General features: G+C 35.7%; 27 protein-coding genes. 19 read left to right on the top strand and 8 right to left on the bottom strand.

Features of this window, described 5'->3' with window-relative positions; translation table 11 throughout:
- The first annotated feature begins 51 nt into the window (after positions 1–51).
- Positions 52–840: a DUF4931 domain-containing protein gene (locus FC57_RS03380; protein WP_040529530.1), complete on the top strand. Its 789-nt coding sequence runs from the start codon at positions 52–54 to the stop codon at positions 838–840.
- 60 nt (positions 841–900) lie between these two features.
- Here FC57_RS03380 and FC57_RS03375 read toward each other — a convergent pair whose 3' ends face one another.
- The 5 genes from FC57_RS03375 to FC57_RS03355 all read right to left on the bottom strand — a co-directional run bounded on the left by FC57_RS03375 (position 901) and on the right by FC57_RS03355 (position 3,618).
- Positions 901–1,305 (bottom strand): hypothetical protein, encoded by a 405-nt coding sequence (locus tag FC57_RS03375; protein ID WP_007125997.1) that lies wholly within the window; start codon positions 1,303–1,305, stop codon positions 901–903.
- Positions 1,306–1,318: 13 nt separating this feature from the next.
- On the bottom strand, positions 1,319–1,900 hold the full coding sequence (locus FC57_RS03370; protein WP_007125998.1) for a VanZ family protein: 582 nt from the start codon (positions 1,898–1,900) through the stop codon (positions 1,319–1,321).
- A 173-nt stretch (positions 1,901–2,073) separates the two neighbouring features.
- Positions 2,074–2,412: a hypothetical protein gene (locus tag FC57_RS03365; RefSeq protein ID WP_007125999.1), complete on the bottom strand. Its 339-nt coding sequence runs from the start codon at positions 2,410–2,412 to the stop codon at positions 2,074–2,076.
- A 17-nt stretch (positions 2,413–2,429) separates the two neighbouring features.
- Positions 2,430–2,897 (bottom strand): helix-turn-helix domain-containing protein, encoded by a 468-nt coding sequence (locus FC57_RS03360; protein ID WP_007126000.1) that lies wholly within the window; start codon positions 2,895–2,897, stop codon positions 2,430–2,432.
- An 82-nt stretch (positions 2,898–2,979) separates the two neighbouring features.
- Positions 2,980–3,618 (bottom strand): hypothetical protein, encoded by a 639-nt coding sequence (locus FC57_RS03355; RefSeq protein ID WP_007126001.1) that lies wholly within the window; start codon positions 3,616–3,618, stop codon positions 2,980–2,982.
- A gap of 49 nt (positions 3,619–3,667) precedes the next feature.
- Between FC57_RS03355 and yaaA the strand changes: the two genes are divergently transcribed.
- Positions 3,668–4,429, top strand: a complete 762-nt coding sequence (gene yaaA / locus FC57_RS03350; protein ID WP_007126002.1) for a peroxide stress protein YaaA — start codon at positions 3,668–3,670, stop codon at positions 4,427–4,429.
- Here the strand turns inward: yaaA and FC57_RS03345 are convergent.
- Positions 4,426–5,169 carry an alpha/beta hydrolase gene (locus FC57_RS03345; RefSeq protein ID WP_007126003.1) on the bottom strand — a complete coding sequence of 248 codons (744 nt, stop codon included), beginning with the start codon at positions 5,167–5,169 and terminating at the stop codon, positions 4,426–4,428. The two genes, yaaA and FC57_RS03345, sit on opposite strands and share 4 nt — an antisense overlap.
- A gap of 142 nt (positions 5,170–5,311) precedes the next feature.
- On the opposite strand from FC57_RS03345, the gene FC57_RS03340 reads away from it, so the two are divergent.
- The 4 genes from FC57_RS03340 to FC57_RS03325 all read left to right on the top strand — a co-directional run bounded on the left by FC57_RS03340 (position 5,312) and on the right by FC57_RS03325 (position 8,297).
- The gene (locus tag FC57_RS03340) at positions 5,312–5,911 is read left to right on the top strand and encodes a histidine phosphatase family protein (RefSeq protein WP_007126004.1); all 600 of its coding nucleotides are present in this window, start codon (positions 5,312–5,314) and stop codon (positions 5,909–5,911) included.
- Positions 5,912–6,031: 120 nt separating this feature from the next.
- Positions 6,032–6,559 carry a TetR/AcrR family transcriptional regulator gene (locus tag FC57_RS03335; RefSeq protein WP_007126005.1) on the top strand — a complete coding sequence of 176 codons (528 nt, stop codon included), beginning with the start codon at positions 6,032–6,034 and terminating at the stop codon, positions 6,557–6,559.
- Complete coding sequence (locus FC57_RS03330) at positions 6,560–7,621, top strand: ABC transporter permease (RefSeq protein WP_007126006.1); 1,062 nt, start codon at positions 6,560–6,562, stop codon at positions 7,619–7,621.
- A gap of 1 nt (position 7,622) precedes the next feature.
- Entirely contained in the window at positions 7,623–8,297 is a 675-nt protein-coding gene (locus tag FC57_RS03325; protein ID WP_040529640.1) for an ABC transporter ATP-binding protein, read from the top strand.
- A gap of 54 nt (positions 8,298–8,351) precedes the next feature.
- Here FC57_RS03325 and FC57_RS03320 read toward each other — a convergent pair whose 3' ends face one another.
- On the bottom strand, positions 8,352–9,764 hold the full coding sequence (locus FC57_RS03320; protein WP_007126008.1) for a C69 family dipeptidase: 1,413 nt from the start codon (positions 9,762–9,764) through the stop codon (positions 8,352–8,354).
- A gap of 107 nt (positions 9,765–9,871) precedes the next feature.
- On the opposite strand from FC57_RS03320, the gene FC57_RS03315 reads away from it, so the two are divergent.
- From FC57_RS03315 to FC57_RS03290, 6 genes are all read left to right on the top strand, one after another.
- Entirely contained in the window at positions 9,872–10,114 is a 243-nt protein-coding gene (locus FC57_RS03315; protein ID WP_007126009.1) for a hypothetical protein, read from the top strand.
- A gap of 118 nt (positions 10,115–10,232) precedes the next feature.
- Positions 10,233–10,844: a TetR/AcrR family transcriptional regulator gene (locus FC57_RS03310; protein WP_007126010.1), complete on the top strand. Its 612-nt coding sequence runs from the start codon at positions 10,233–10,235 to the stop codon at positions 10,842–10,844.
- A gap of 158 nt (positions 10,845–11,002) precedes the next feature.
- Positions 11,003–11,542 (top strand): NADPH-dependent FMN reductase, encoded by a 540-nt coding sequence (locus FC57_RS03305; RefSeq protein ID WP_007126011.1) that lies wholly within the window; start codon positions 11,003–11,005, stop codon positions 11,540–11,542.
- 13 nt (positions 11,543–11,555) lie between these two features.
- A complete protein-coding gene (locus FC57_RS03300; protein ID WP_007126012.1) occupies positions 11,556–12,104 on the top strand; it encodes an NADPH-dependent FMN reductase in 549 nt (182 codons plus the stop codon).
- Between the two features lie 94 nt (positions 12,105–12,198).
- The gene (locus tag FC57_RS03295; RefSeq protein WP_007126013.1) at positions 12,199–12,990 is read left to right on the top strand and encodes a tyrosine-protein phosphatase; all 792 of its coding nucleotides are present in this window, start codon (positions 12,199–12,201) and stop codon (positions 12,988–12,990) included.
- 4 nt (positions 12,991–12,994) lie between these two features.
- Positions 12,995–13,924 carry an FAD:protein FMN transferase gene (locus FC57_RS03290; RefSeq protein WP_040529532.1) on the top strand — a complete coding sequence of 310 codons (930 nt, stop codon included), beginning with the start codon at positions 12,995–12,997 and terminating at the stop codon, positions 13,922–13,924.
- 39 nt (positions 13,925–13,963) lie between these two features.
- On the opposite strand, the gene FC57_RS03285 is transcribed toward FC57_RS03290, so the two are convergent.
- Positions 13,964–14,500 (bottom strand): CvpA family protein, encoded by a 537-nt coding sequence (locus FC57_RS03285; RefSeq protein WP_007126015.1) that lies wholly within the window; start codon positions 14,498–14,500, stop codon positions 13,964–13,966.
- 160 nt (positions 14,501–14,660) lie between these two features.
- On the opposite strand from FC57_RS03285, the gene rsmG reads away from it, so the two are divergent.
- The 7 genes from rsmG to FC57_RS03250 are packed head-to-tail and all read left to right on the top strand — an operon-like array spanning position 14,661 to position 20,107.
- Complete coding sequence (gene rsmG, locus FC57_RS03280) at positions 14,661–15,383, top strand: 16S rRNA (guanine(527)-N(7))-methyltransferase RsmG (protein WP_007126016.1); 723 nt, start codon at positions 14,661–14,663, stop codon at positions 15,381–15,383.
- 19 nt (positions 15,384–15,402) lie between these two features.
- A complete protein-coding gene (gene noc, locus FC57_RS03275; RefSeq protein WP_040529533.1) occupies positions 15,403–16,239 on the top strand; it encodes a nucleoid occlusion protein in 837 nt (278 codons plus the stop codon).
- A 15-nt stretch (positions 16,240–16,254) separates the two neighbouring features.
- The gene (locus tag FC57_RS03270) at positions 16,255–17,034 is read left to right on the top strand and encodes a ParA family protein (protein WP_040529534.1); all 780 of its coding nucleotides are present in this window, start codon (positions 16,255–16,257) and stop codon (positions 17,032–17,034) included.
- Entirely contained in the window at positions 17,012–17,896 is an 885-nt protein-coding gene (locus tag FC57_RS03265) for a ParB/RepB/Spo0J family partition protein (RefSeq protein ID WP_007126019.1), read from the top strand. The genes FC57_RS03270 and FC57_RS03265 overlap by 23 nt, the downstream gene beginning before the upstream one ends.
- Complete coding sequence (locus tag FC57_RS03260; protein ID WP_007126020.1) at positions 17,889–18,152, top strand: DUF951 domain-containing protein; 264 nt, start codon at positions 17,889–17,891, stop codon at positions 18,150–18,152. Before FC57_RS03265 ends, FC57_RS03260 begins: the two co-directional genes overlap by 8 nt.
- 57 nt (positions 18,153–18,209) lie before the next feature.
- Entirely contained in the window at positions 18,210–19,310 is a 1,101-nt protein-coding gene (gene ychF / locus FC57_RS03255; RefSeq protein ID WP_007126021.1) for a redox-regulated ATPase YchF, read from the top strand.
- Positions 19,311–19,318: 8 nt separating this feature from the next.
- Complete coding sequence (locus FC57_RS03250) at positions 19,319–20,107, top strand: DUF1129 domain-containing protein (protein WP_007126022.1); 789 nt, start codon at positions 19,319–19,321, stop codon at positions 20,105–20,107.
- Positions 20,108–20,132: the final 25 nt, after the last annotated feature.

Here is a 20,132-nt window from a genome sequence, read left to right as displayed (position 1 = left end):
GATTTAACTAGCACCACGCGTATAACAATATTTATTTTTAAAGGAAAGATTATGAATAATAATCCACTTGTTTTTCAATTGAGTGTGGCTAAAAATAAGCCCCAATCTTATCGTAAGGATAAGCCTAAAAATGCTTGTCCTTTTTGTGACATTGAAAATTTGACTGATATTTATCAAAGAGAAGATGATCTCATCTGGCTTCATAACAAATACCCTACGTTACGTGATACGCTACAGACCGTTTTGATTGAATCTAGTGAGCATCATGGTGATATTAGCACATATACGCAAGAACATAATCGTAAGTTGATGCATTTTAGTTTAGATTGTTTTGAGCGGATGAATCAGAATATTAAGTATCAATCAGTGGTTTGGTATAAAAATTACGGTCCACATTCTGGTGGTTCATTAATTCATCCGCATATGCAGATTGTTGGTTTTGAACATGAAGATGGCTATAAGTATATCCATCCAAATAACTTTGAAGGAGAAACCTTATTTGATGAAAATGGAGTAGAAGTCAACATTGCAAAGCATCCTGTTCAGGGATATACCGAATTGAATATTAACTTGATTGATCGTAACAGTATTGATCTCTGGGCAGATTGGATTCAGAGTGGAGCCAAGTACTTGCTCAATGTTATGTATAACGGTAGATGCGATTCATATAACTTATTCTTCTATCCACGAAATGATGGCGGAATTTGTGCCAAATATATTACGCGTTTTGAGGCACCACCTTATTTTGTGGGCTATAAATTGTCCCAGGTGAATGATGAAATTACATTGGATAAAGAAGCAAAATGCTTTAGAAAATTCTACGATAAAGGTTCAAAATAAAGAAAAAACATCCTAATTTGTTTAACTTGGAGGATGTTTTTTCTTTAAAATTGTTTCATATTAGTCATGAATAGTGCCATGAATTGTATGTGTATTATTGGCATTACCACCGTAGAACTCTAAAAAGTATTGTCCACTTGTTTTATCAGTCTTTAAACCAAAATGATGGGTTCCCACATTAGATGAAACTTGTCCAAAATTTTTATCTAAAATAATACCTTTTCTCTTTAATGTGCATAATCCGGAACCTGCACCAGTACTGCTGCTAATTCTTAAAGTGACACGCCTATTTTTGTTTAAATAGTGCCATACATTGTTAGTTTTTCCGCTTGAAATTCCATTACCGCTAGCATGGACTCTATAATGAGCGTATACGCTCTGTGAAGATGCATAAATTGTTTGAGAACTCATGCCAACGCCCAATAATACTAGTACACTAAAGATGATACTCTTTATTCTTTTCATAAAAACTCCTTTTCTAATTAGATCGTACTTCTAATATTTCTTTTGAAAAGAAATGATCTGTCAATTTGAAAAAGATAAATCCTAAGATAGAGCCAGTAGTATTTAAAAGTAGATCATTTACATCAAACGTTCTGTTTCCTAAGTAGAAAAAGCTCATAATAAGTTGAGCAGTCTCAATACTTAAAGTGCATAAAAACATTAGAAACAAATTGTTCCAAAAATATGTATATTTTTGTTTGAATACAGCCATAAAAAATGATAATGGTGCTAATAACAAAATATTGCCTATTACCTGTAAGGGCAGATAGTCTTGTAGAGCATTAAACTGCAAGTTGATGAATACTTGTCGTCCTAGCCCAAAAGTGTATGGTGTCATATTGTGAGGAAATAGGAATATAGGAAAAAGGGTGATATCTAGTAAAAGCCACAAATATATTAAATATAGAATGTTAATTAAGAGTTTTTTCCAATAAATATTCTTATTTTTTATTTGTTTAAATAGCATTACTAGAAAAATTATTATAAAAAATGGAAGCATTACACCACCATTTAGATCTAGTGGTGCTACATACCATTTACCAGATATAAGAACCATGATATCGTCTCCTGAGTAATTTTATACAAAGATGGCGTTGAACCATTTTTATAAAAATTAAGGAAAGATAACTGGCGTAGTTACGACTATCATAAATTTCTCCTTTCTTTTATTTATATATGTCAGTATAAATTGCCCGTTTATATTCTCAACAAATTTTCCTAAACGAAAATTCACTTTGGAAGTTTATCAATAATAGTTTGGTAACCACATGCTTTAATACTATTTTTTATTATTTGCATCGTCGTGTAATCTTTTTTATAGTAAGACTCAAAATATTTTCCAATTAATTTGTAAAGAATCACGTGTGGAGTTTCATCTAAATTTTCTAATAAAGTTATAGCTTGATTTGTATATAATGTCCTTATTCGTTGGTGTCCATTGTAGAGATAATTTGAACAAATTTGTCCAATACGCTCTTGAACATCATCAGGGTAACTTTTAATGTTTTTGTAGGCTTTGAAAATACTACCAATACATACTGAAGTATCTTCATAATTCCATAAAAACATTGAATTTCCAAATAACTTTAAGGAATCTTGGTTAGTTGTCCAAATATTTTGATTAAATATTCTTCTAAAAATTGTTTTTTGGTTTTATCATTAACAGCTTTCTGATCATGTTTTAAGACGGATAGAATTAATATAGATTTTAATTTAAGCTCAATAGGGACATTAGGTTCTAGTGTTAACATTGTTTTTATCTTTTTTACAGAACTTAAATCATTTTTATAGAAGCATTTCTCTAGTTCTTTCGTAATAAACTCTAAATTAAGTTTGTTCTCTGAAATTAAATACTCTGATTGAATTTTTTTGTAAAAATTTTTTATTTCGATATTATGAAGTTCTAAAAGTGAAAAGAGTGTATTTGCATCGATATTATGAATGTTATTTTCAATTTTTGAATATTCTGAAATAGATAGTAAATCTTTTACCATTTCTTTTTGCGTAAGACCGAGTTTGTGTCGTTCCTCTTTTAATGCTTCGCCAATTGTCATTTCTTCTCCTTGTTTATCAAAAGCGTAGTAGCTAATAAAAAAGCCGTTACTCCTATGAAAAATCTAGAGCAACGACTCTTGTTTAGAATTCAGTATGAATAATATCGTCTTCAGGACGGTGAGCTTGAATACGCAACACGTTCCATTCAAACACGTCATCTGGTTTAACTAAATCAATTGTTAATTTGCCATCTTTCATCGCAAAATTTAACTCGGTTCGATGTTCAATCCATTCAACGCGGTTAGGTTCTTTATCTAAGCCTTCAACGGTAATTTTATTTGGAATATCCTTCAGGAAGACATACTTTTGGTAATTTGCATGGCGGTTCTCTAATATGAAACCATTGCTAACAGTTAATTCGCTAGGTTGACCTTCATTAAAAGCATGACCAAACATGTGCATCCATGAATTGATCGCATCCAGCGTTTCTTGTGTAGATTTATCAAATTTACCATTATTTACTGGTACATTAATAATAGTAGATTTACCATTTTTACGGTTTTCAACCATTGTGTCAATGACGTTCTTGCTATTTAAATTCAGCCCATCTTTTTCATCAGCTAAGAAAATCGTGTACTTATCGCAAGCCGCTTGAAAGCCATCTGTATTATTGCTCATTACAGCGCGAGCACCAATATTGCGTGCGGTTTTAACTAAAAAGTCCGCATCAAATTCACCGGTTGTTTTAAAATTTAAGACAATTGCAAAATCAGGATTCATTGTTTTCCTCCTTATTAATCATCAATTAGTTTACCGTAAAGGATCAAAAATGAAAATTATTATTGCCCCAGCTAAGATTATGAAAATTGACCGTGATTCATTTCCCGTGCAATCACAGCCAGAATTTTTGGACAAAACCAGAATATTGGAAAAGTTTCTAAAATCTAGAACGAATGAGCAGTTGAATACTTTGTGGCATGCTAGCAAAAAGGTGACGGAACAAAGTATCTTGCAGCTCAAAAATATGGATTTAGATCACCGTTTAACGCCTGCAATTCTTGCTTTTTCTGGTATTCAATATCAATACATGGCACCAGATCTTTTTACTCAGCCAGCTTTAGATTATATTCAACAAAATTTACGTATTTTATCTGGCTTTTACGGGATGCTTCGACCTTTTGATGGTGTTTGTCCATATCGTTTAGAACTCAATACTAAGATGATTGGCTTTCGAGATTACAGCCTCTATCATTTTTGGAATGATGCTATTGCTAATAGTTTATTTAAAAATGATCAAATAGTAATCAACTTAGCTTCTAAGCAGTACATGCGTCTTATCAAGCCATATTTAAATGAAAATCGTCAGATGATTACGATTGATTTTCAAGAGTATAAAAACGATAAATGGAAAACCGTTGGCGTTCATGCCAAGATGGCGCGTGGTGAAATGGTGCGTTTTATTGCTGAAAACCAAATAAAAAATCCCGCGGATTTGCGAGACTTTCATGATTTTGAATTTCACTTTGTATCAGAAGTCAGCTCAGATGATCATTACGTGTTTAGAACTGATTTTGATTTTACGCGTCATTAAAATAATGGCTTTAAGAATTGAGCAGTAAGACTAGCTGCCATATCTTTATATTTGCCGCTAAATCTGTGATCTGCATCTTGAATCATGTGCAATTCACTGTTTTCGTAAACTTCATCATATTTCTTAGCATATTTAGGATCAACGACTTGGTCATTGGTACCAACAATAACTGAAACTGGACCAGTGAATTTTTGTGAAATTTCATAGATTGGTAAAACTTGTGCAGTTCTTAAATAAAAGCCACCTAGTTTTTTGTCACGGAAAGGAACCACTGCTGGAATGTGATCAGGATTGTAAGTTGCACCTTGAGTGTTGCCTTTTAATGCATCATCTTTTAATTGAGCAGCAGGTGCTAGCAATACGACCTTTTTAATAATATCTGGGTAAAGTCCAGCAAGCATTGAAGCTACTACACCGCCTTGTGAATGGCCTATTAAGAAAATATTGCGTACATGTGGATCAGTACGGACATATTCTAAAATTGCTTGTGCATCTTCGATTTCATTGCAAACAGTCATTTTTTCAAAATCTCCGTCGCTTTCACCATGGCCGTTGAAGTCAAACCGCACGCTAGCTACGTTTTCATCACGTAAATCGTCTGCAATTTGTTTTAATAAATCAGTATTGCGATTGGCAGTGAAGCCATGCATAATGATGGCCATGTCGTAAACTTCACCAAATGGTTCTTCGCGGTCTCCTACTAAAGTTAAGCCGTCTCTTTCGATTGTAATCCGGGACATAGATTTTCCTCTTTCTACTTGCTATCTTTATATTTATTGTAAACTTTTTATAGGTTAGAAATGGAAAAAATAAATTAAGAAATTGGAAAGATTGGCTTAATCAGCGTAATATCTTAGTGTATTGATGAAATGAGGTAATGATATGGAAATCGTGTTTATTCGTCATGGACAAACAGATGTAAATAAGGATAACCGTCTGCAAGGGGCAAAGGTAGACGCAGAATTAAATGATTACGGTCGCGAATATGCTAGAAAAGCTGCAAAGAATTTTGACGAAAGTGAATTTGATGTTGTTTATTCCAGTCCAATGAAGAGAGCCGTAGAGACTGCTAAAATTTTTACTAAGGGTAAAAAGAAGATCAACCTTGATGATCGCTTGCTTGAATTTGATTTTGGTGACTGGGATGGCAAGAAGATGGAAGATCTAGCTAAGAAATATCCAGATATTATAGATCCATGGGGCAAAGTTAACCGCAATTACGTTAAGTACGCTAAGAATGGTGAAAGTTACGAAGCATTTGATCAACGGTGTGGCAGCTTTTTAGATGAAATGTACTGTAAGTATCCTAATCAGAAGGTTCTAGTTGTTGCTCATGGTCGTTTAATTCGAATGATGGCCGCACACTATTTGACTCACGGAGATATGGATCAAATTGATACGATGAATAATAGTGCGTTAGCTAAGTTTAGTGTCCGCGATGGAATTGCTCGTTTGATTTATTACAATCGTTTATTGGCGTAAGGATAGGGTTAAGAAAACCCTATTTTTTATATATATGTATTGACAACGCGTCACAATGAGCTATGATATAGAAGCAATAAGTGACAAAACGTCATTGTGTTGAAGGAAAGAGGGATAACGATGGTTAAGTCAACGTTTAAGAACTTGCCAACTGCTAAGCGCAAGAGAATTGAAGAAGTATTGCTAGAGGAATTTAGTAAATATCCTTTAGCAGACGCTAAGGTTTCTCACATAGTTAAAAAAGCTGACATTGCTCGTGGTGCCTTTTATAAGTATTTTGATGATTTAACAGATGCGTATGTTTATATGTATCACATTGCAATTGATACAATTCACATGAATATGACTCCTGGCGATAAGTTTGACCCAGATCACTTCTATGATCGAGTAGTTAAGTTCATTGATCAAACGCAACACAGTAAGTATGAGCCAATGATGAAGCTGCATATGTCACAAAATGAGTACCTTATTCCAGATAACTTCAAAATTTATTCTAGACAATTGCTCAATCTAGGGCCTCAACTTTGGAGTGCTATGGTGCTGAGTCATGAGGTTATTAATCTATGTCTGTCAGATCCAGAAAATAGTAAAAAGAATTTAGCACGTTATAAGAAGAGTCTAGAAATATTAGCAAAGGGGATGGACTAATTGTTTTTAGCCATTAAAGAAATCAAGCATGAGAAATTAAGGTATGGTCTAATCATTTTAATGATCTTTTTGATCAGTTACTTAATTTTCATGCTGTCGTCTTTAGCCGTTGGTTTGGCTAGTGAGAATACACAAGCAATTGAAAGTTGGAATGCAGAAAAAGTAGTTTTAAATAAAAATTCCAACATTAATATGAATCAATCTGTTTTAACTAAGAAAGATTTGAAGAAAGCCGATTTAGGTAAAAATGAAGCTTATGTTGGTCAATTGGGTACAGTTGTGAAAGCGAAGAATCGTTCTTCAGTTTCAGCTCAATTTTTAGGAATTAAAAAAGATCAATTCATTTATAAAGAGCAGAAATTGCTTTCTGGTAAAAGAGCCAAGAACGGTGATCAAGTAACCGTTGATTCTAGTTTCAAAGACAAGGGCTATAAATTAGGCGATAAGATTAGCTTAAATGGCTCGGATAAGAAATATAAAATTGTCGGTTTTGTAAATAATGCCAAAATCAATATTGCGCCAATTGTTTATGGGACATTTGCTACCTGGAAGAAACTACGCATGGTTGCTCCTAATGTAGCTGCCTCTGCTATTATTTCTAAGAGTCGCAATTTTAAATATGACTATAAAGATGCGCAAACTTATCCAGTCAACAAGTTTATTAGCAAGTTGCCTGGTTATACTGCACAAAATATGACTTTTGAATTGATGATTGGCTTCTTATTTGTAATTTCATTGATCATTATTGCTGTCTTCTTGTACATTTTGACGATGCAAAAGATGCACAATTTTGCAGTAATGCGTGCACAAGGCATTCCAAGCAAGACGCTTATTGGTGCAACTATTAGTCAATCTGTGATCTTAGTTGCTGTTGGCGTCATTATTGGTTTGATCTTAATGTGGATTACAAGTATGGCATTGCCAGCCGCTGTTCCAATGAAGTTTACTCCGACAATTATGCTTAGTGGTACAGTCGGAATGTTAGTAATGGGAATTATGGGTAGTTTGATTCCAATTAGATCTATTTTGAAAGTTGATCCAGCAAAGGCAATTGGTGAATAAAATGGCAGTAATTGAATTAAAAGACGTTAAAAAAATCTACGGTACAGGTGAAGCTCAAGTTGAGGCTTTAAAAAATGTTGATGTTAAAGCTAATAAAGGTGAAGTCGTTTTAATCATGGGACCATCAGGTGCTGGTAAAAGTACTTTCTTAACTATTGCAGGTTCTCTGCAGAAGCCAACCTCTGGTGAAGTTTTAATCAATGATCAAGATATTAGCGACTTTTCTGCTAAAAAAAGGGATGCATTGCGTTTAGACAAGATTGGTTTTGTATTGCAAGCTTATAATCTGGTTCCGTTTTTAACAGTAAAGGAACAATTTGTCTTAGTTGATAAGGTAAAGAAGCAAAATAATCTATCTAAGGAGAAACTTCAAGTTTTGCTTAAACAATTAGGAATTACGAAATTACTGAAGAAGTATCCTAATGAATTATCAGGTGGTCAACAGCAGCGTGCGGCAATTGCACGTGCACTTTATGCTAATCCTGAAATTCTGTTAGCAGATGAACCTACTGCTTCGCTTGATACTAAAAATGTTGAAGAAGTAGGGCAATTATTCAAGGACTTAGCAAAAAAGCGTGATAAAGCCGTTATGTTGGTTACGCACGATCCTCGTCTTGAAAAATATGCTGATCATATTTATGAGATGATGGATGGTCAAATGACCAAGAAAAAATAAATAGTAAATAGGTAAAAAATAAGAGTCGTCTCAAAAAGACGACTCTTATTTTGATTATAAGTTAGGATCCATCTTAAATCTAAGAGGTGAATCACCAGTTTGTTCAGTAATCAATTTAGCAATTAATTGTTTGTAAATATCAAGTGCAGCTTTAGCCATCTTTTCATTAGCTTCGTTTACTAAGTCAGTTTGTTTGGCTTGATCATTTTCTTGAGTTAATTTTTTGTCGTATTCGTAACGAAGCTGCATAGTCTTTTGTCGAGCTTCGGTTTGAGCGGAGCTTAATTCACTACCATATTTGTTCCAACTGCGGTCGACCAACACGCTGGCTAATTTAAAGACCCAGTAAGCTGAGTTAGAAGAATAAGTTTCTTTGCCATATTTATACATGGTAGGAACTTTAGTACCTTGTGGGTAAAATGGCACATAAACGCTTTGAGCTCCTACGCCCATTGCTAACCAGTGCGTCATATTTTCATCATTTAATTCGAGTAAATGTGATTCTTGAGTAGTAGCTACAGATATTGGACGATAGGTCGCATTTTCTTTGTTTTTAGGATTGGTTAAATCGTAAGGAGTATTTTGATAGTGATTGCACAAAACATCTTGTGCATCCCTAATTGAAATTGGCTTGTCAGCCTTTCTTACAAATGGTAGGTCAAAACTCTCCGGTTCTTGTTGAACGGATGGGGTTAAGAGTTTTTGTCCAATCCAGACACGGGGCGTATTGTAATGCAAGTCGCTGTCATCATGCGTACCAAAAATTTCTCTGAAGTTAAATGGTTTATTAGTAGGCCATAATTTGTTTTCGTTAACGAACTTCTGAATACCATTAGAGAACATAAAATTCTTTGAATCGTTAAAGTCAATTTCTTGAATGGCCAATTGGTTAGCAACTACAGCGTAAGAATCATCGGGGATACGCATGGCTACCCAATGGTGACCCGAACCAATTTCCATGTACCAAGCTTCATCACGGTCTGCAAATAAAATGCCGTCTGCTTCGGCTGCACCATGTTCTTCTACAATGTTGCCTAAGCGTTTAACGCCTTCTTGAGCAGTTTTTACATAAGGCAATACCACAGTTACTATAGCTTCTTCTAAAATACCTTTTTCTGTGTCAAAAGGATCAGCAGCTAGTACTCTTTCATTAGCATAGGCACTTTCTGTTGCACTCATAGCTACGTGATATTCATTAATGCCATCTTCTTCGAAAACGCCATATTTATCTGTCCATTCAGGAGTTGATGAATAAGAATATACGGTTTCCGGTAAATCTATTTCAAATTTATTATCCTTAGATTTAAAATGGTTATTTTTAATATTTTCATGTGCATTAAAGGCAAGATGTTTTGGCCAAGCTGTCTTGGCATCTTCGTTACGACCAATGATTACACTGCCATTTAACGTAGCCTTTTTACCAATTAAAATTGAAGTACAAGATGAACGTCCAAATGAATTCTTCATATTTACCACCCTTTATAAAATATTTTGTAATATAATTATAATGTAAATTTATGTAATTTATATTATATTATTGATTGGAAAAAATAGGTTTTAAATGAGGTTTTAATATGAATGATAAACCAGAAGACAAGTCGATCGAATTAACAACGGATTATGCGGAACATACCATTGATATGAAGTTCTCAGATAATCTTACTGATGATCGTGAGCGAGGTTACATTCTTTCTGCTGCTTTCTTTTCTTTCTGTGCAGCACAAGGATTAGATAAACAAGCAGTTATTGAAATGGTATCTTCACATTATGACCAATTTACCGGAGATAATGGGTCGTCCTTGTTTAAGCGTTTGTAAAAAAATAAGGAATTAGACTTGCATTTGTTATTTTTTGGATATATGATGGTCCTGAAGTAAAAAATAACGGGTGTATTGAAAAGCATATGAAGTGATTATATGATTGAGGTGCATTGAAATGGCAAGAAAAAAGGAAATTAGTAAAGACAAAATTTTAGATACCGCGTATAAGATGGCAATTAAGGATGGTATTGAAGGATTAACTGCTCGTAGCATTGCAAAGGCAGGTCACTTTTCAACCCAACCTTTGTATCTAGAATTTGAAAACATGGAAGATCTTCGTGCTCAAGTTTTGGAGAGAATTTCAGATGACTTGAGAACCCATACTTTGCAACAAAAGTACACGGGTGAACCTTTGATCGACCTTGACTTATCTTATATTGATTTTGCACAAAAGCATGTTAACTTATTCCGTGCTATGTTTGTAGACGGCAAGGTTATCGCTGATACTTTGATGGATCTTGCTATCGAAAAGTTCAATGAACAATATTCTGATACTGATTATGATCAAGATAAAGTTCGTGACATTGTAGTAGCTAACTGGATTTCAACTACTGGTATGGCTGCACTGGTTGTTAACGAGATTGCAAGCTTCAATCAAAATCAAATTATTAACGTTTTGGATGCTCAAATTCATGACGCTATGCTCAACGATCGTCTCAGCGAAACTCAAGAGAATCCTATGTTTGCAGCAGACGACGAAGCATCTCTTAAGGATAACTTGGCATAATATACTTTGCCAATCATCTGTGCTTTTCTACTTTTAAAAAGACATTTTCGCTTTATTGAAAGTGTCTTTTTTCTTGTGTCGAAACAAATTAATTTCTCTTAAATTGGAGGGCATTAAGTTATAATTATTCAGAGAGGGAATTTTGAAAGGTGGTTTTTATGAAGGTCCTAGCTTTATCTGGCTCAAATGCCGATAACTCGTTTAACGAAAAGTTACTGCGAGTTATCATGAAAAATTTAGATTATAAATATGACTTTGACTTTGCTACAGTAAAGGGCTTGCCAATGTTTAAAGAAGGTGTTGATGCACCTGCAGATGTTTTAGCATTAGGTAAAAAAATAGAGGAAGCTGATATGGTAGTTATCGGTTCTCCAGAACAACAACACTCAGTTACTAGTGCATTGAAGAGTGCTCTTGAATGGCTCTCTAGTTCTGTTCACCCATTTCATGGTAAGCCAGTTGTAATCGTATCAACTTCACCAATGCCTCAAGGTGCCGCTCGTTCTCAAACTCGTTTAAAGAGTATTCTGGCTGCTCCTGGTTTTAGCGCTCATGTTTTTAACGGTGATGAATTTATGATGGGCATTGCTCCAAAGCAATTTGATAATGAAGGTAACTTAACTGAACCAGGTACGCTTAAGTTCCTGAATCACTTCTTTGATGAAGTCGATGAATGGTATGCACAACTTACTAAATAGGGGGCTTATTTAAATGAAATTATTAGCAATCGTTGGTACTAACGCTCCGTTTTCATATAATCGCTTTTTGGCAAAATTTATTGCTAAGCGTTATGCTGACAAAGCCGATATTGAAGTAAAAGAAATTGATGGAATCAAGCCATTTTGTAGAACTGATGAACCAGATGAAGCCACTAAACAATGGATTGAAGATATAAAAAATGCTGACGGCATTATCTTCACTACGCCGGAATACGACCATGCTATTCCTGCTGCATTAAAGAGTGCCCTTGAATGGTTAGGTTCACATGCTGGTCCTAACGTAATGAAAATGAAGCCGGCTGCAGTTGTGGGTACGTCATATGGTATTCAAGGCTCGAGCCGTGCTCAAGAAGATATGCGTGAAATCTTGCTTTCACCAGATATGAGCGCCAATGTTTTACCAGGCAATGAAGTCTTAATTGGCGGTGCTGTTAACAACTTTGATAAGACTAGTGGAGATTTAACTAATGAAAATTACATCAAGCAATTAGATGCTATGATGGACAATTTTGTTAAATTTGTTGATCAAGCTAATAAATAATTTTGTTAGTTTGACCACTCAATAGTAAAATTACCGAATAGGAATACTATTCGGTTTTTTTATCAAAAAACTAAGATGTAAAGAAGTGAAGACAATGACAGATCCGATCGTTTTACCATTAGAAAAAGTCCGTAACCCACGAGATTTAGGTGGCTATATTGGCTATGAAGGTCGTAAGGTTAAGATGCGTCGTTTGCTGAGAACAGGTAAGATCAGCGATATAACTCCGCATGATGAAAAATTTTTGCTTAATTATGGACTAACTAAAATTATTGACCTGCGTTCACCACTTGAATGTCGTAAAATGCCTGATAGCCAAATTCCAGGCGTAGATCATATCGATTTATCGATTTCAACTGATGATAATACTAAAGGTGGGAAAAAGGACCTGGCTAAAGTATTTGCAGTGTATCGAAAGGATCAGTACGCTGGTTTTAGAATGATGTGCGATCGTTATCGTTCCCATGTTGTAAAAGAGCATGCTCAAAATAGTTTGCACAAGATTCTAGAAGTACTAGCTAATACTGAAAATGGTGCTGTTTTATATCATTGCTCTGAAGGTAAGGACAGAACGGGAATTGTAACGGTAATGATTCTTTATCTTCTTGGGGTTGATATGGAAACCATTAGACAAGATTACTTGTACTCAAATTACATGCTCAATTCTTATCGCGCTATTCGTGATCAAAAAATGAAAGAAGACGGTGAAAATCTCTGTTTCCGAGCTAATATGAGAATTTTAGGTTCGGTTAGTGATGCTTTTTTGGATACGTCATTGATTGCGATCGAAAAGGAATTTGGCGGAATTGATAATTATTTAAGAGAAAAAGTTGGCGTAACGCCGCAATTACGTGACAGATTGCGTGAATTATATTTGGAAGACTAGGAAAATGATTAAAGATTTAGCATTAGAGCAAGTAGTTGGACACCATCATGCTTTGGGAACTTCAATTACTTTACAGATTTTTGGTACACAAGATCGTAGTTTGTTGCAAAAATCATTTGATCTGATTGATCATTATGAAGATCTATTGACAGTTAATCGTGATGAATCTGAAGTAATGGATATTAATCATGCGGCTGGCGATCATCCAGTTCAAGTATCCAGTGCAGTTTATGGCTTAGTAAAATTAGCTGTTGAACAAAGTCGAGAAAATTTTGGCTTTAATGCGTTGATTGGACCTGTTGTTAAATTATGGCATATTGGCTTTAAAGGAGCACATGTGCCTAAAGATGAAGAAATTAAAGACAAAATGTTGTTGATCAATCCATTCAAGGTAGTGTTGAATGATCAAGATCAAAGCGTTTTTCTTAAAATGAAAGGCATGGAATTAGACCTAGGTGGCATTGCTAAAGGTTGGATTGCTGACAGAATTCGCGATCTCTGGCTGGCTTATGGCGTAGAAGCTGGGATTATTAATTTAGGCGGAAATATTTTGCTCGTGGGGGATTCACCTAAGAGAGCTAATCATCAATGGACAATTGGTGTCCAGGACCCGAAAGAACCACGTGGCGATAATATTACCTCGGTAATGGTGCCTCAGTGTTCAGCGGTAACTAGTGGTACCTATGAACGTTATTTGATTGTTGATGGACATAAGTATCACCATTTAATCGATCCTAGAACTGGCTATCCTGTGAAGACCGACTTGGCTGGCGTAACAACTTTTACTAGAACGTCAGTTGAAGCCGAAATTGAATGTAAAAGGCTGTTTTTCGCAGGTCATCCGATGAAGGGGTGGCACGATAATGCTGATCGAATCGGTGCAATTTTCGTTTATAATGATGAACATGTGGAGTACGATAATTTTAATAATTAAAAATAAGGACTAAGCTTTTTCAGCTTAGTCCTTATTTTGTTAACCAACTGTTTTACTGATGTTAAAGATATTATTGAAGACGCCGTTGGAAAGTCCTGGTGTGCTGTAAATAATGAATCTTAAGAATGAAGAATCAATTGTTTGTTGCATGAACCACGGATTTTGCAATGCATTAAACATTGATAGGACAACGTAAACGATAAAGTAACTAGCAATCAGGGATGCCAGTGCACCTAATACGTTATCTAAGATGCTGCCTAAATTCGTAGCATGTGGATTCTTTGCAGGAATCCAATTCTTGAAAATCTTCATGATCATTTTTCCAACAAAGAAAACAATAAAGAATGCAGCGAAACGTGCGATCATTAATTCTACATTGTTTGTTGCATTATTTTTGATCATTTCTCCAGTAAATTGCATATACAGCCAATTGCCAAATGGGTTTTGCATAAAAATGGCAACCATAAAGACAATTGCTGAACAAATTAAGCCGATAATGTAGCGTGTAAAGCCGGTCTTGTAGCCTGTATAAGCTTTATATGCTAAATAAGCTAGAACAATTAAAGTAACAACCATATTTTCTTTCTCCTTGTTGTCCTATTATACCTTATTTGCAAGCCGTAAAACTTTGACGATTGCAATAAAATACTTCATAATTGAAAGATGATTTCTCTTTACTAATCAGTATATTTTGCGTTAAATTTAGAAGTGTGAAACAAGGTTTCACGGGTGAAAAATGAATCCTGAAAAATTTGTCTTAGAACTATCAAAACATAATTTTAAGTTAACTGATAAACAAAAGCAGCAATTTAAACTTTACTTTAAATTGCTGGTTGAAGTTAACGAACATGTTAACTTGACTCGAATCACAGAAGAAGATGAAGTGTATCTTAAGCACTTTTATGACAGTGTTACGCCACTTTTTACTTTTGGTGAAGTTTTTAAAGATGGTGCAACTCTCTGTGATGTTGGTGCTGGTGCCGGTTTTCCATCGATTCCGCTTAAAATTTTGAAGCCAACGCTTAAAGTAACAATTGTTGACTCTCTTCAAAAGAGATTGAATTTCTTAAAAGATTTGATTGCTCAACTGGGCCTAACGGACGTGGAATTAGTTCATGGTCGTGCTGAAGACGTTGGACAAAACAAACTTTATCGTGAAAAGTTTGATATTGTTACTGCTCGTGCTGTTGCAAGAATGTCTGTATTGAGTGAATATTGCCTGCCCTTAGTTAAAAAAGAAGGCTATTTTGTAGCTTTAAAAGGTCCAAAGGCTGAAGATGAATTAGATGATGGCAAGAAAGCTCTTGAGGTCTTAGGTGGCAAACTCATTAAAGATGAAGGATTGACTTTGCCAGAAAGTGAAGAAGAGAGAACCTTGGTTTTAGTTCAAAAGATTAAAGCAACGCCAAAGAAGTATCCGCGTCAGGCTGGGACACCGCGGCGTAAACCAATACATTAACTTAGGAGGAGAAAGAAATATGTCATTATTTTCTTTTATGCATCACGATGATGAAGTCCCTAAAAATAAACAAATTCAAGATCTTGAATTAGATAAAATCGTTCCTAATCGCTATCAACCACGGCGTAGTTTTTCAGATGATTCTATTAAAGAATTAGCTGAAACGCTTGATAAAGATGGCCTTCTTCAGCCAATTGTTGTAAGAGAAGATGGCGATCAATATGAAATTATTGCTGGTGAACGTCGTTATCGCGCTGCTCAAAGTTTAGGTTGGAAGACAATTCCAGCTATCGTTAATAATATGGATGACGATCAAGCTGCTTCATTAGCTTTGATTGAAAACTTGCAGCGTGAAGATCTGAATCCAATTGATGAAGCTAAAGCCTACACTAATTTGATGAAATTGAATGATTTGACTCAAACTGCTTTAGCTAAGGACATGGGTAAATCACAATCTTATGTTGCTAATAAATTGCGTTTATTAAAATTGGGCGATGATGTTCAACAAGCTTTAATTGATGGCAAGATTACCGCTCGTCACGGTCGTGCTTTGATTGGCTTAAGTGATGAAGATCAAAAGCGTGTTTTAGCAGAAGTTGAAGAAAAAGGTTTGACCGTTAAACAAACGGAAGAAATTGCCAAAGACGTTGACGGTTACTTTAACCCTGCTCCTAAGAAGAAGGCTAAACCAGAACAAAAGCATGTAACCAGTCGAATTCCAAAAGACTTAAAAGTACAGATTAATACAATTAAAAAAGCTATTAAATTGGCTAAAGATTCAGGTATTAAGGTTAAAGTTAAGGAAGATAAGGATCCTGACGATTACAAGATTATGATTGAACTAAAAAGAAAATAGGAAGGGATGAAAAATATGGTAAATGTAATTTCGGTTGCTAATCAAAAAGGCGGCGTAGGCAAAACTACGACTACCATTAACTTAGCAGCCTCAATTGCCGACCGTGGTTATCGCGTGTTGATTGTGGACATTGATCCTCAAGGCAACGCTACCTCTGGTTTAGGAATTGAAAAATCAGAGATTGACCAGGACATTTACAATGTTTTGATTGATGAAATTCCTATCCAAGATACGATTCATCATACTTCAACTACTAAGTTAGACATGGTACCAGCAACCATTAATTTGTCTGGTGCTGAAACAGAATTGATTAGTATGATGGCCCGTGAAACGAGACTTAAGTCTGCACTTGATGCAGTGAGCGATCAATATGACTTTGTCTTTATTGACTGTCCACCATCTTTGGGTCAACTTTCTATCAATGCCTTTACTGCATCTGATTCAATTTTGATTCCAGTCCAAAGTGAATACTACGCTATGGAAGGTTTGAGCCAGCTTTTAAATACTATTCGTTTGGTTCAAAAACACTTTAATAAAGACTTAGGTGTTGAAGGCGTATTGCTGACCATGTTGGATGCAAGAACTAACTTAGGTGCGGAAGTTGTTAAGGAAGTTCAATCTTACTTTAGCAAAAAAGTTTATAAAACAATTATTCCAAGAATTACCAAGTTGGCAGAAGCTCCAAGTTATGGTCAGCCAATTACTGAATATGCTCCAAAGTCACGTGGTGCGAAGGTATATGATGATTTAGCAAAAGAGGTGTTAAAAGCTCATGGCAAGAGACTCAAGAAGTAAAGAGCCAAAAAAGAAGGGCGGCTTAGGACGCGGCATTGAGGCGCTTTTTGAAGATGAACCTCAAATTGAAGAAACTGAGGAAGTCCAAGAACTTAATTTAGGCGATATTCGCCCTAACCCCTATCAGCCTAGAAAACGGTTTGACGATAAAAGTCTGAAAGAATTGTCAGATTCTATCAAAGAAAATGGCGTTTTTCAGCCGATCATCGTGCGTAAGTCTGTCAATGGCTATGAAATTATTGCCGGTGAGCGTCGTTATCGTGCTTCTAAGTTAGCTAAGAAGAAGACCATTCCTGCAATTGTACGCAAGTTTGATGAAAGTCAAATGATGGAAGTTGCAGTTTTGGAAAATTTGCAACGTGAGGATTTAACTCCACTTGAAGAAGCACAAGCTTATGAAATGCTTCAAAAGAATTTAGGCTTAACTCAAGAAGAAGTTTCTAAGCGAATGGGCAAGTCTCGTCCATATATTGCTAATTATCTGCGTTTATTAACTTTGACAAACAAGACAAAGCGCATGTTACAGCACGGCGAATTGTCAATGGGGCAAGCCAGAACCCTTTTGGGCTTGAAGGACAAAGACAAGATTGATGCCTTGGCTAAAAAAGTTGTCAAGGAAGGGATGCCTGTCCGTAAAGTTGAAGCTCTTGTCAGCGAGATGAATGCTAAAAAGCCACGTAAGAAATCGGTTAAGAAATCCGCATTTATTCGTGCTAGTGAAAATCAACTTTCAAATAAGTTTGGTGCAAGCGTCAATATTTCTGAAACTAAGAAGGGCAAAGGCCACTTATCAATTGATTTTGCTTCTGCTGATGAACTTAATCGAATTCTTGATTTGTTAGGTGTTGATTTAGATGGCTAAAGAAATTGTTTATAATTTGGCGGATACTGTTCAAATGAAAAAGCCACATGCTTGCCAAGTCAACGACTGGGAAATTTTACGCATGGGTGCGGATATCAAATTGAAATGTATGGGCTGTGGTCACATAGTTATGATGCCCCGCAGTGAATTTAACCGGAAAATGAAAAAAGTTTTAACCAAAGCAAATGATCCGGTTAATGCAAAAAAAGAGCAATATGTACCAAAAGATAGTATCGCTCGCCCAAATTTTAGATAAAATAGACAAGTAAGATAAAAACATAAAAGATAGATTTTTAGAAAAAGAGGACAACAAATGTCATTAACTGCTGGTATTGTTGGTTTACCAAACGTTGGTAAGTCAACTTTGTTTAACGCGATTACTAAGGCTGGTGCCGAAATGGCTAATTACCCATTTGCCACCATTGAACCAAATGTCGGAATGGTTGAAGTTCCTGACAAGCGTTTGGCTAGAATTCAAGAATTGATTCCTGCCAAGAAGATTGTACATACTACTTTCGAATTTACTGATATTGCTGGTTTGGTAAAGGGTGCTTCTAAAGGTGAAGGTCTTGGTAACAAGTTCCTCGAAAACATCCGTCAAACCGATGCGATTGTTCACGTGGTACGTGCTTTTGACGATGACAATATCACTTCAGTTACTGGTAAGGTTGATCCAGAAGAAGATATTAATACTATTAACTTGGAACTTGCGATTGCTGACCTCGATGCCGTTAATAAGCGGATTGGTAAAGTTAAGAAGGTTGCTCAACAGGGCGACAAGGATGCTAAAGCTGAAATGGCTGTCCTTGAAAAATTAAAGCCAGTTTTGGAAAACGGGGATGCTGCTCGTTCAATTGACTTTAACAAGGATGAACAAAAGATTGTTAAAGGCTTGTTCTTGCTTACTGCTAAGTCAGTAATTTATGTAGCTAACATCGCTGAAAGTTCAATGGCTGATCCAGAAAGCGACAAGTACTTCCAAATCGTTAAGAAGCATGCAGAAAAGGAACATGCCGAAGCATTGGGTATTTCTGCTTCTGCCGAAGAACAAATTGCTGGTCTTGATGGCGATGACAAGAAAGAAATGCTTGAAATGGAAGGCGTTAAGGAACCAGGTCTTAACCGTTTGATTCGTGCTGCTTACCACATTTTAGGTCTTAGAACATTCTTTACTGCTGGTGGTCCTGAAACTCGTGCTTGGACTTTCCACGAAGGCATGAAGGCTCCTCAAGTTGCCGGTATTATTCACTCAGACTTTGAACGTGGTTTCATTCGTGCTGAAGTTGTTTCATTTGATGACTTGGATAAGCTTGAAACTATGCAAAAGGTTAAGGAAGCAGGTAAATTACGTCTTGAAGGTAAGGATTACGTGGTTCAAGACGGTGACATTATCGAATTCAGATTTAACGTCTAGGAGTAAGAATGGCTGAAGATACAAAAAAAGAACAAGAAAAGAATAATTCAAATATTAATGCTGAAAAGCAAGAAAAGCTAAAAAAAGCGTCTGAAACTGATGCTAAAGATGAAGAATTAAAGAATACAGATCCTAAGATTCTTCGTGAAAAGCTGAGTAATAAGAACAGAGACTATGTTTTCCGTTTGGAAAAGGAATTGCAACGTCAAGGTTCAATGTCACGTGATGATGCTATTGCAATGACTGATGACTTATTAAGTGAAATTATTATTGCTCAACGCCATGGTCAACCAGCTAATGGCCTTTACCTGGCTTCACCTAAGATCAAGGCTGAACAATTGCTTCATCCAGAACAAAAGCCAGTTGAGACGCCATTTTGGCAATTAGCCGTTGATGGAGCACTCTTGTATGTAGCTATTTTTGTCGGCTTGTTTGGACTTGTTGCTTTATTCCAAAACGAAAAGCAACCTGAAAACTCACAAATGGGTATTTTAACCTTAACCAGTGTAGGTATTATGATGGGCGTATTTATGGTTAAATATAACGACCTAGTGATGCCTAAGAATGGTCAACGTATTGGTTGGTCTAAATTTATCTTAAGTGGGTTAGGTATTGCAGTAGCTTTATTTGTTTGGATTTGGATCTTATCATTGCCAGCAATCCGTGTAATTAATCCTGTATTGCCAGGTATTGTAGACTTGATTATTGCTGCTGTGGCATATGGTGTACGCTACTTATTTAGACAGCACTACCATATTGTAGGTTCCGCATTTGCACCAAGACCTCAACGCAAATAACTTGCTTCTTTAAAAAAATAAGTAC

Origin of the sequence: Lactobacillus ultunensis DSM 16047, from assembly GCF_001436305.1 — a bacterium.
GTDB classification, from domain to species: domain Bacteria; phylum Bacillota; class Bacilli; order Lactobacillales; family Lactobacillaceae; genus Lactobacillus; species Lactobacillus ultunensis.
This window is presented reverse-complemented; position numbering and strand designations above follow the sequence as displayed.

Bases quoted from the DNA above. Each gene is read 5' to 3' on its own strand.
- FC57_RS03310 (WP_007126010.1), top strand. From the start codon at position 10,233: ATGGCAAGAAAAAAGGAAATTAGTAAAGACAAAATTTTAGATACCGCG.
- FC57_RS03250 (WP_007126022.1), top strand. From the start codon at position 19,319: ATGGCTGAAGATACAAAAAAAGAACAAGAAAAGAATAATTCAAATATT.
- yaaA (WP_007126002.1), top strand. From the start codon at position 3,668: ATGAAAATTATTATTGCCCCAGCTAAGATTATGAAAATTGACCGTGAT.
- ychF (WP_007126021.1), top strand. From the start codon at position 18,210: ATGTCATTAACTGCTGGTATTGTTGGTTTACCAAACGTTGGTAAGTCA.
- FC57_RS03365 (WP_007125999.1), bottom strand. From the start codon at position 2,412: ATGTTTTTATGGAATTATGAAGATACTTCAGTATGTATTGGTAGTATT.
- FC57_RS03370 (WP_007125998.1), bottom strand. From the start codon at position 1,900: ATGGTTCTTATATCTGGTAAATGGTATGTAGCACCACTAGATCTAAAT.
- noc (WP_040529533.1), top strand. From the start codon at position 15,403: ATGTCATTATTTTCTTTTATGCATCACGATGATGAAGTCCCTAAAAAT.
- FC57_RS03360 (WP_007126000.1), bottom strand. From the start codon at position 2,897: ATGACAATTGGCGAAGCATTAAAAGAGGAACGACACAAACTCGGTCTT.
- FC57_RS03325 (WP_040529640.1), top strand. From the start codon at position 7,623: ATGGCAGTAATTGAATTAAAAGACGTTAAAAAAATCTACGGTACAGGT.
- FC57_RS03315 (WP_007126009.1), top strand. From the start codon at position 9,872: ATGAATGATAAACCAGAAGACAAGTCGATCGAATTAACAACGGATTAT.
- FC57_RS03305 (WP_007126011.1), top strand. From the start codon at position 11,003: ATGAAGGTCCTAGCTTTATCTGGCTCAAATGCCGATAACTCGTTTAAC.
- FC57_RS03320 (WP_007126008.1), bottom strand. From the start codon at position 9,764: ATGAAGAATTCATTTGGACGTTCATCTTGTACTTCAATTTTAATTGGT.
- FC57_RS03380 (WP_040529530.1), top strand. From the start codon at position 52: ATGAATAATAATCCACTTGTTTTTCAATTGAGTGTGGCTAAAAATAAG.
- FC57_RS03355 (WP_007126001.1), bottom strand. From the start codon at position 3,618: ATGAATCCTGATTTTGCAATTGTCTTAAATTTTAAAACAACCGGTGAA.
- FC57_RS03270 (WP_040529534.1), top strand. From the start codon at position 16,255: ATGGTAAATGTAATTTCGGTTGCTAATCAAAAAGGCGGCGTAGGCAAA.
- FC57_RS03375 (WP_007125997.1), bottom strand. From the start codon at position 1,305: ATGAAAAGAATAAAGAGTATCATCTTTAGTGTACTAGTATTATTGGGC.
- FC57_RS03295 (WP_007126013.1), top strand. From the start codon at position 12,199: ATGACAGATCCGATCGTTTTACCATTAGAAAAAGTCCGTAACCCACGA.
- FC57_RS03260 (WP_007126020.1), top strand. From the start codon at position 17,889: ATGGCTAAAGAAATTGTTTATAATTTGGCGGATACTGTTCAAATGAAA.
- FC57_RS03335 (WP_007126005.1), top strand. From the start codon at position 6,032: ATGGTTAAGTCAACGTTTAAGAACTTGCCAACTGCTAAGCGCAAGAGA.
- FC57_RS03290 (WP_040529532.1), top strand. From the start codon at position 12,995: ATGATTAAAGATTTAGCATTAGAGCAAGTAGTTGGACACCATCATGCT.
- FC57_RS03300 (WP_007126012.1), top strand. From the start codon at position 11,556: ATGAAATTATTAGCAATCGTTGGTACTAACGCTCCGTTTTCATATAAT.
- rsmG (WP_007126016.1), top strand. From the start codon at position 14,661: ATGAATCCTGAAAAATTTGTCTTAGAACTATCAAAACATAATTTTAAG.
- FC57_RS03340 (WP_007126004.1), top strand. From the start codon at position 5,312: ATGGAAATCGTGTTTATTCGTCATGGACAAACAGATGTAAATAAGGAT.
- FC57_RS03285 (WP_007126015.1), bottom strand. From the start codon at position 14,500: ATGGTTGTTACTTTAATTGTTCTAGCTTATTTAGCATATAAAGCTTAT.
- FC57_RS03265 (WP_007126019.1), top strand. From the start codon at position 17,012: ATGGCAAGAGACTCAAGAAGTAAAGAGCCAAAAAAGAAGGGCGGCTTA.
- FC57_RS03345 (WP_007126003.1), bottom strand. From the start codon at position 5,169: ATGTCCCGGATTACAATCGAAAGAGACGGCTTAACTTTAGTAGGAGAC.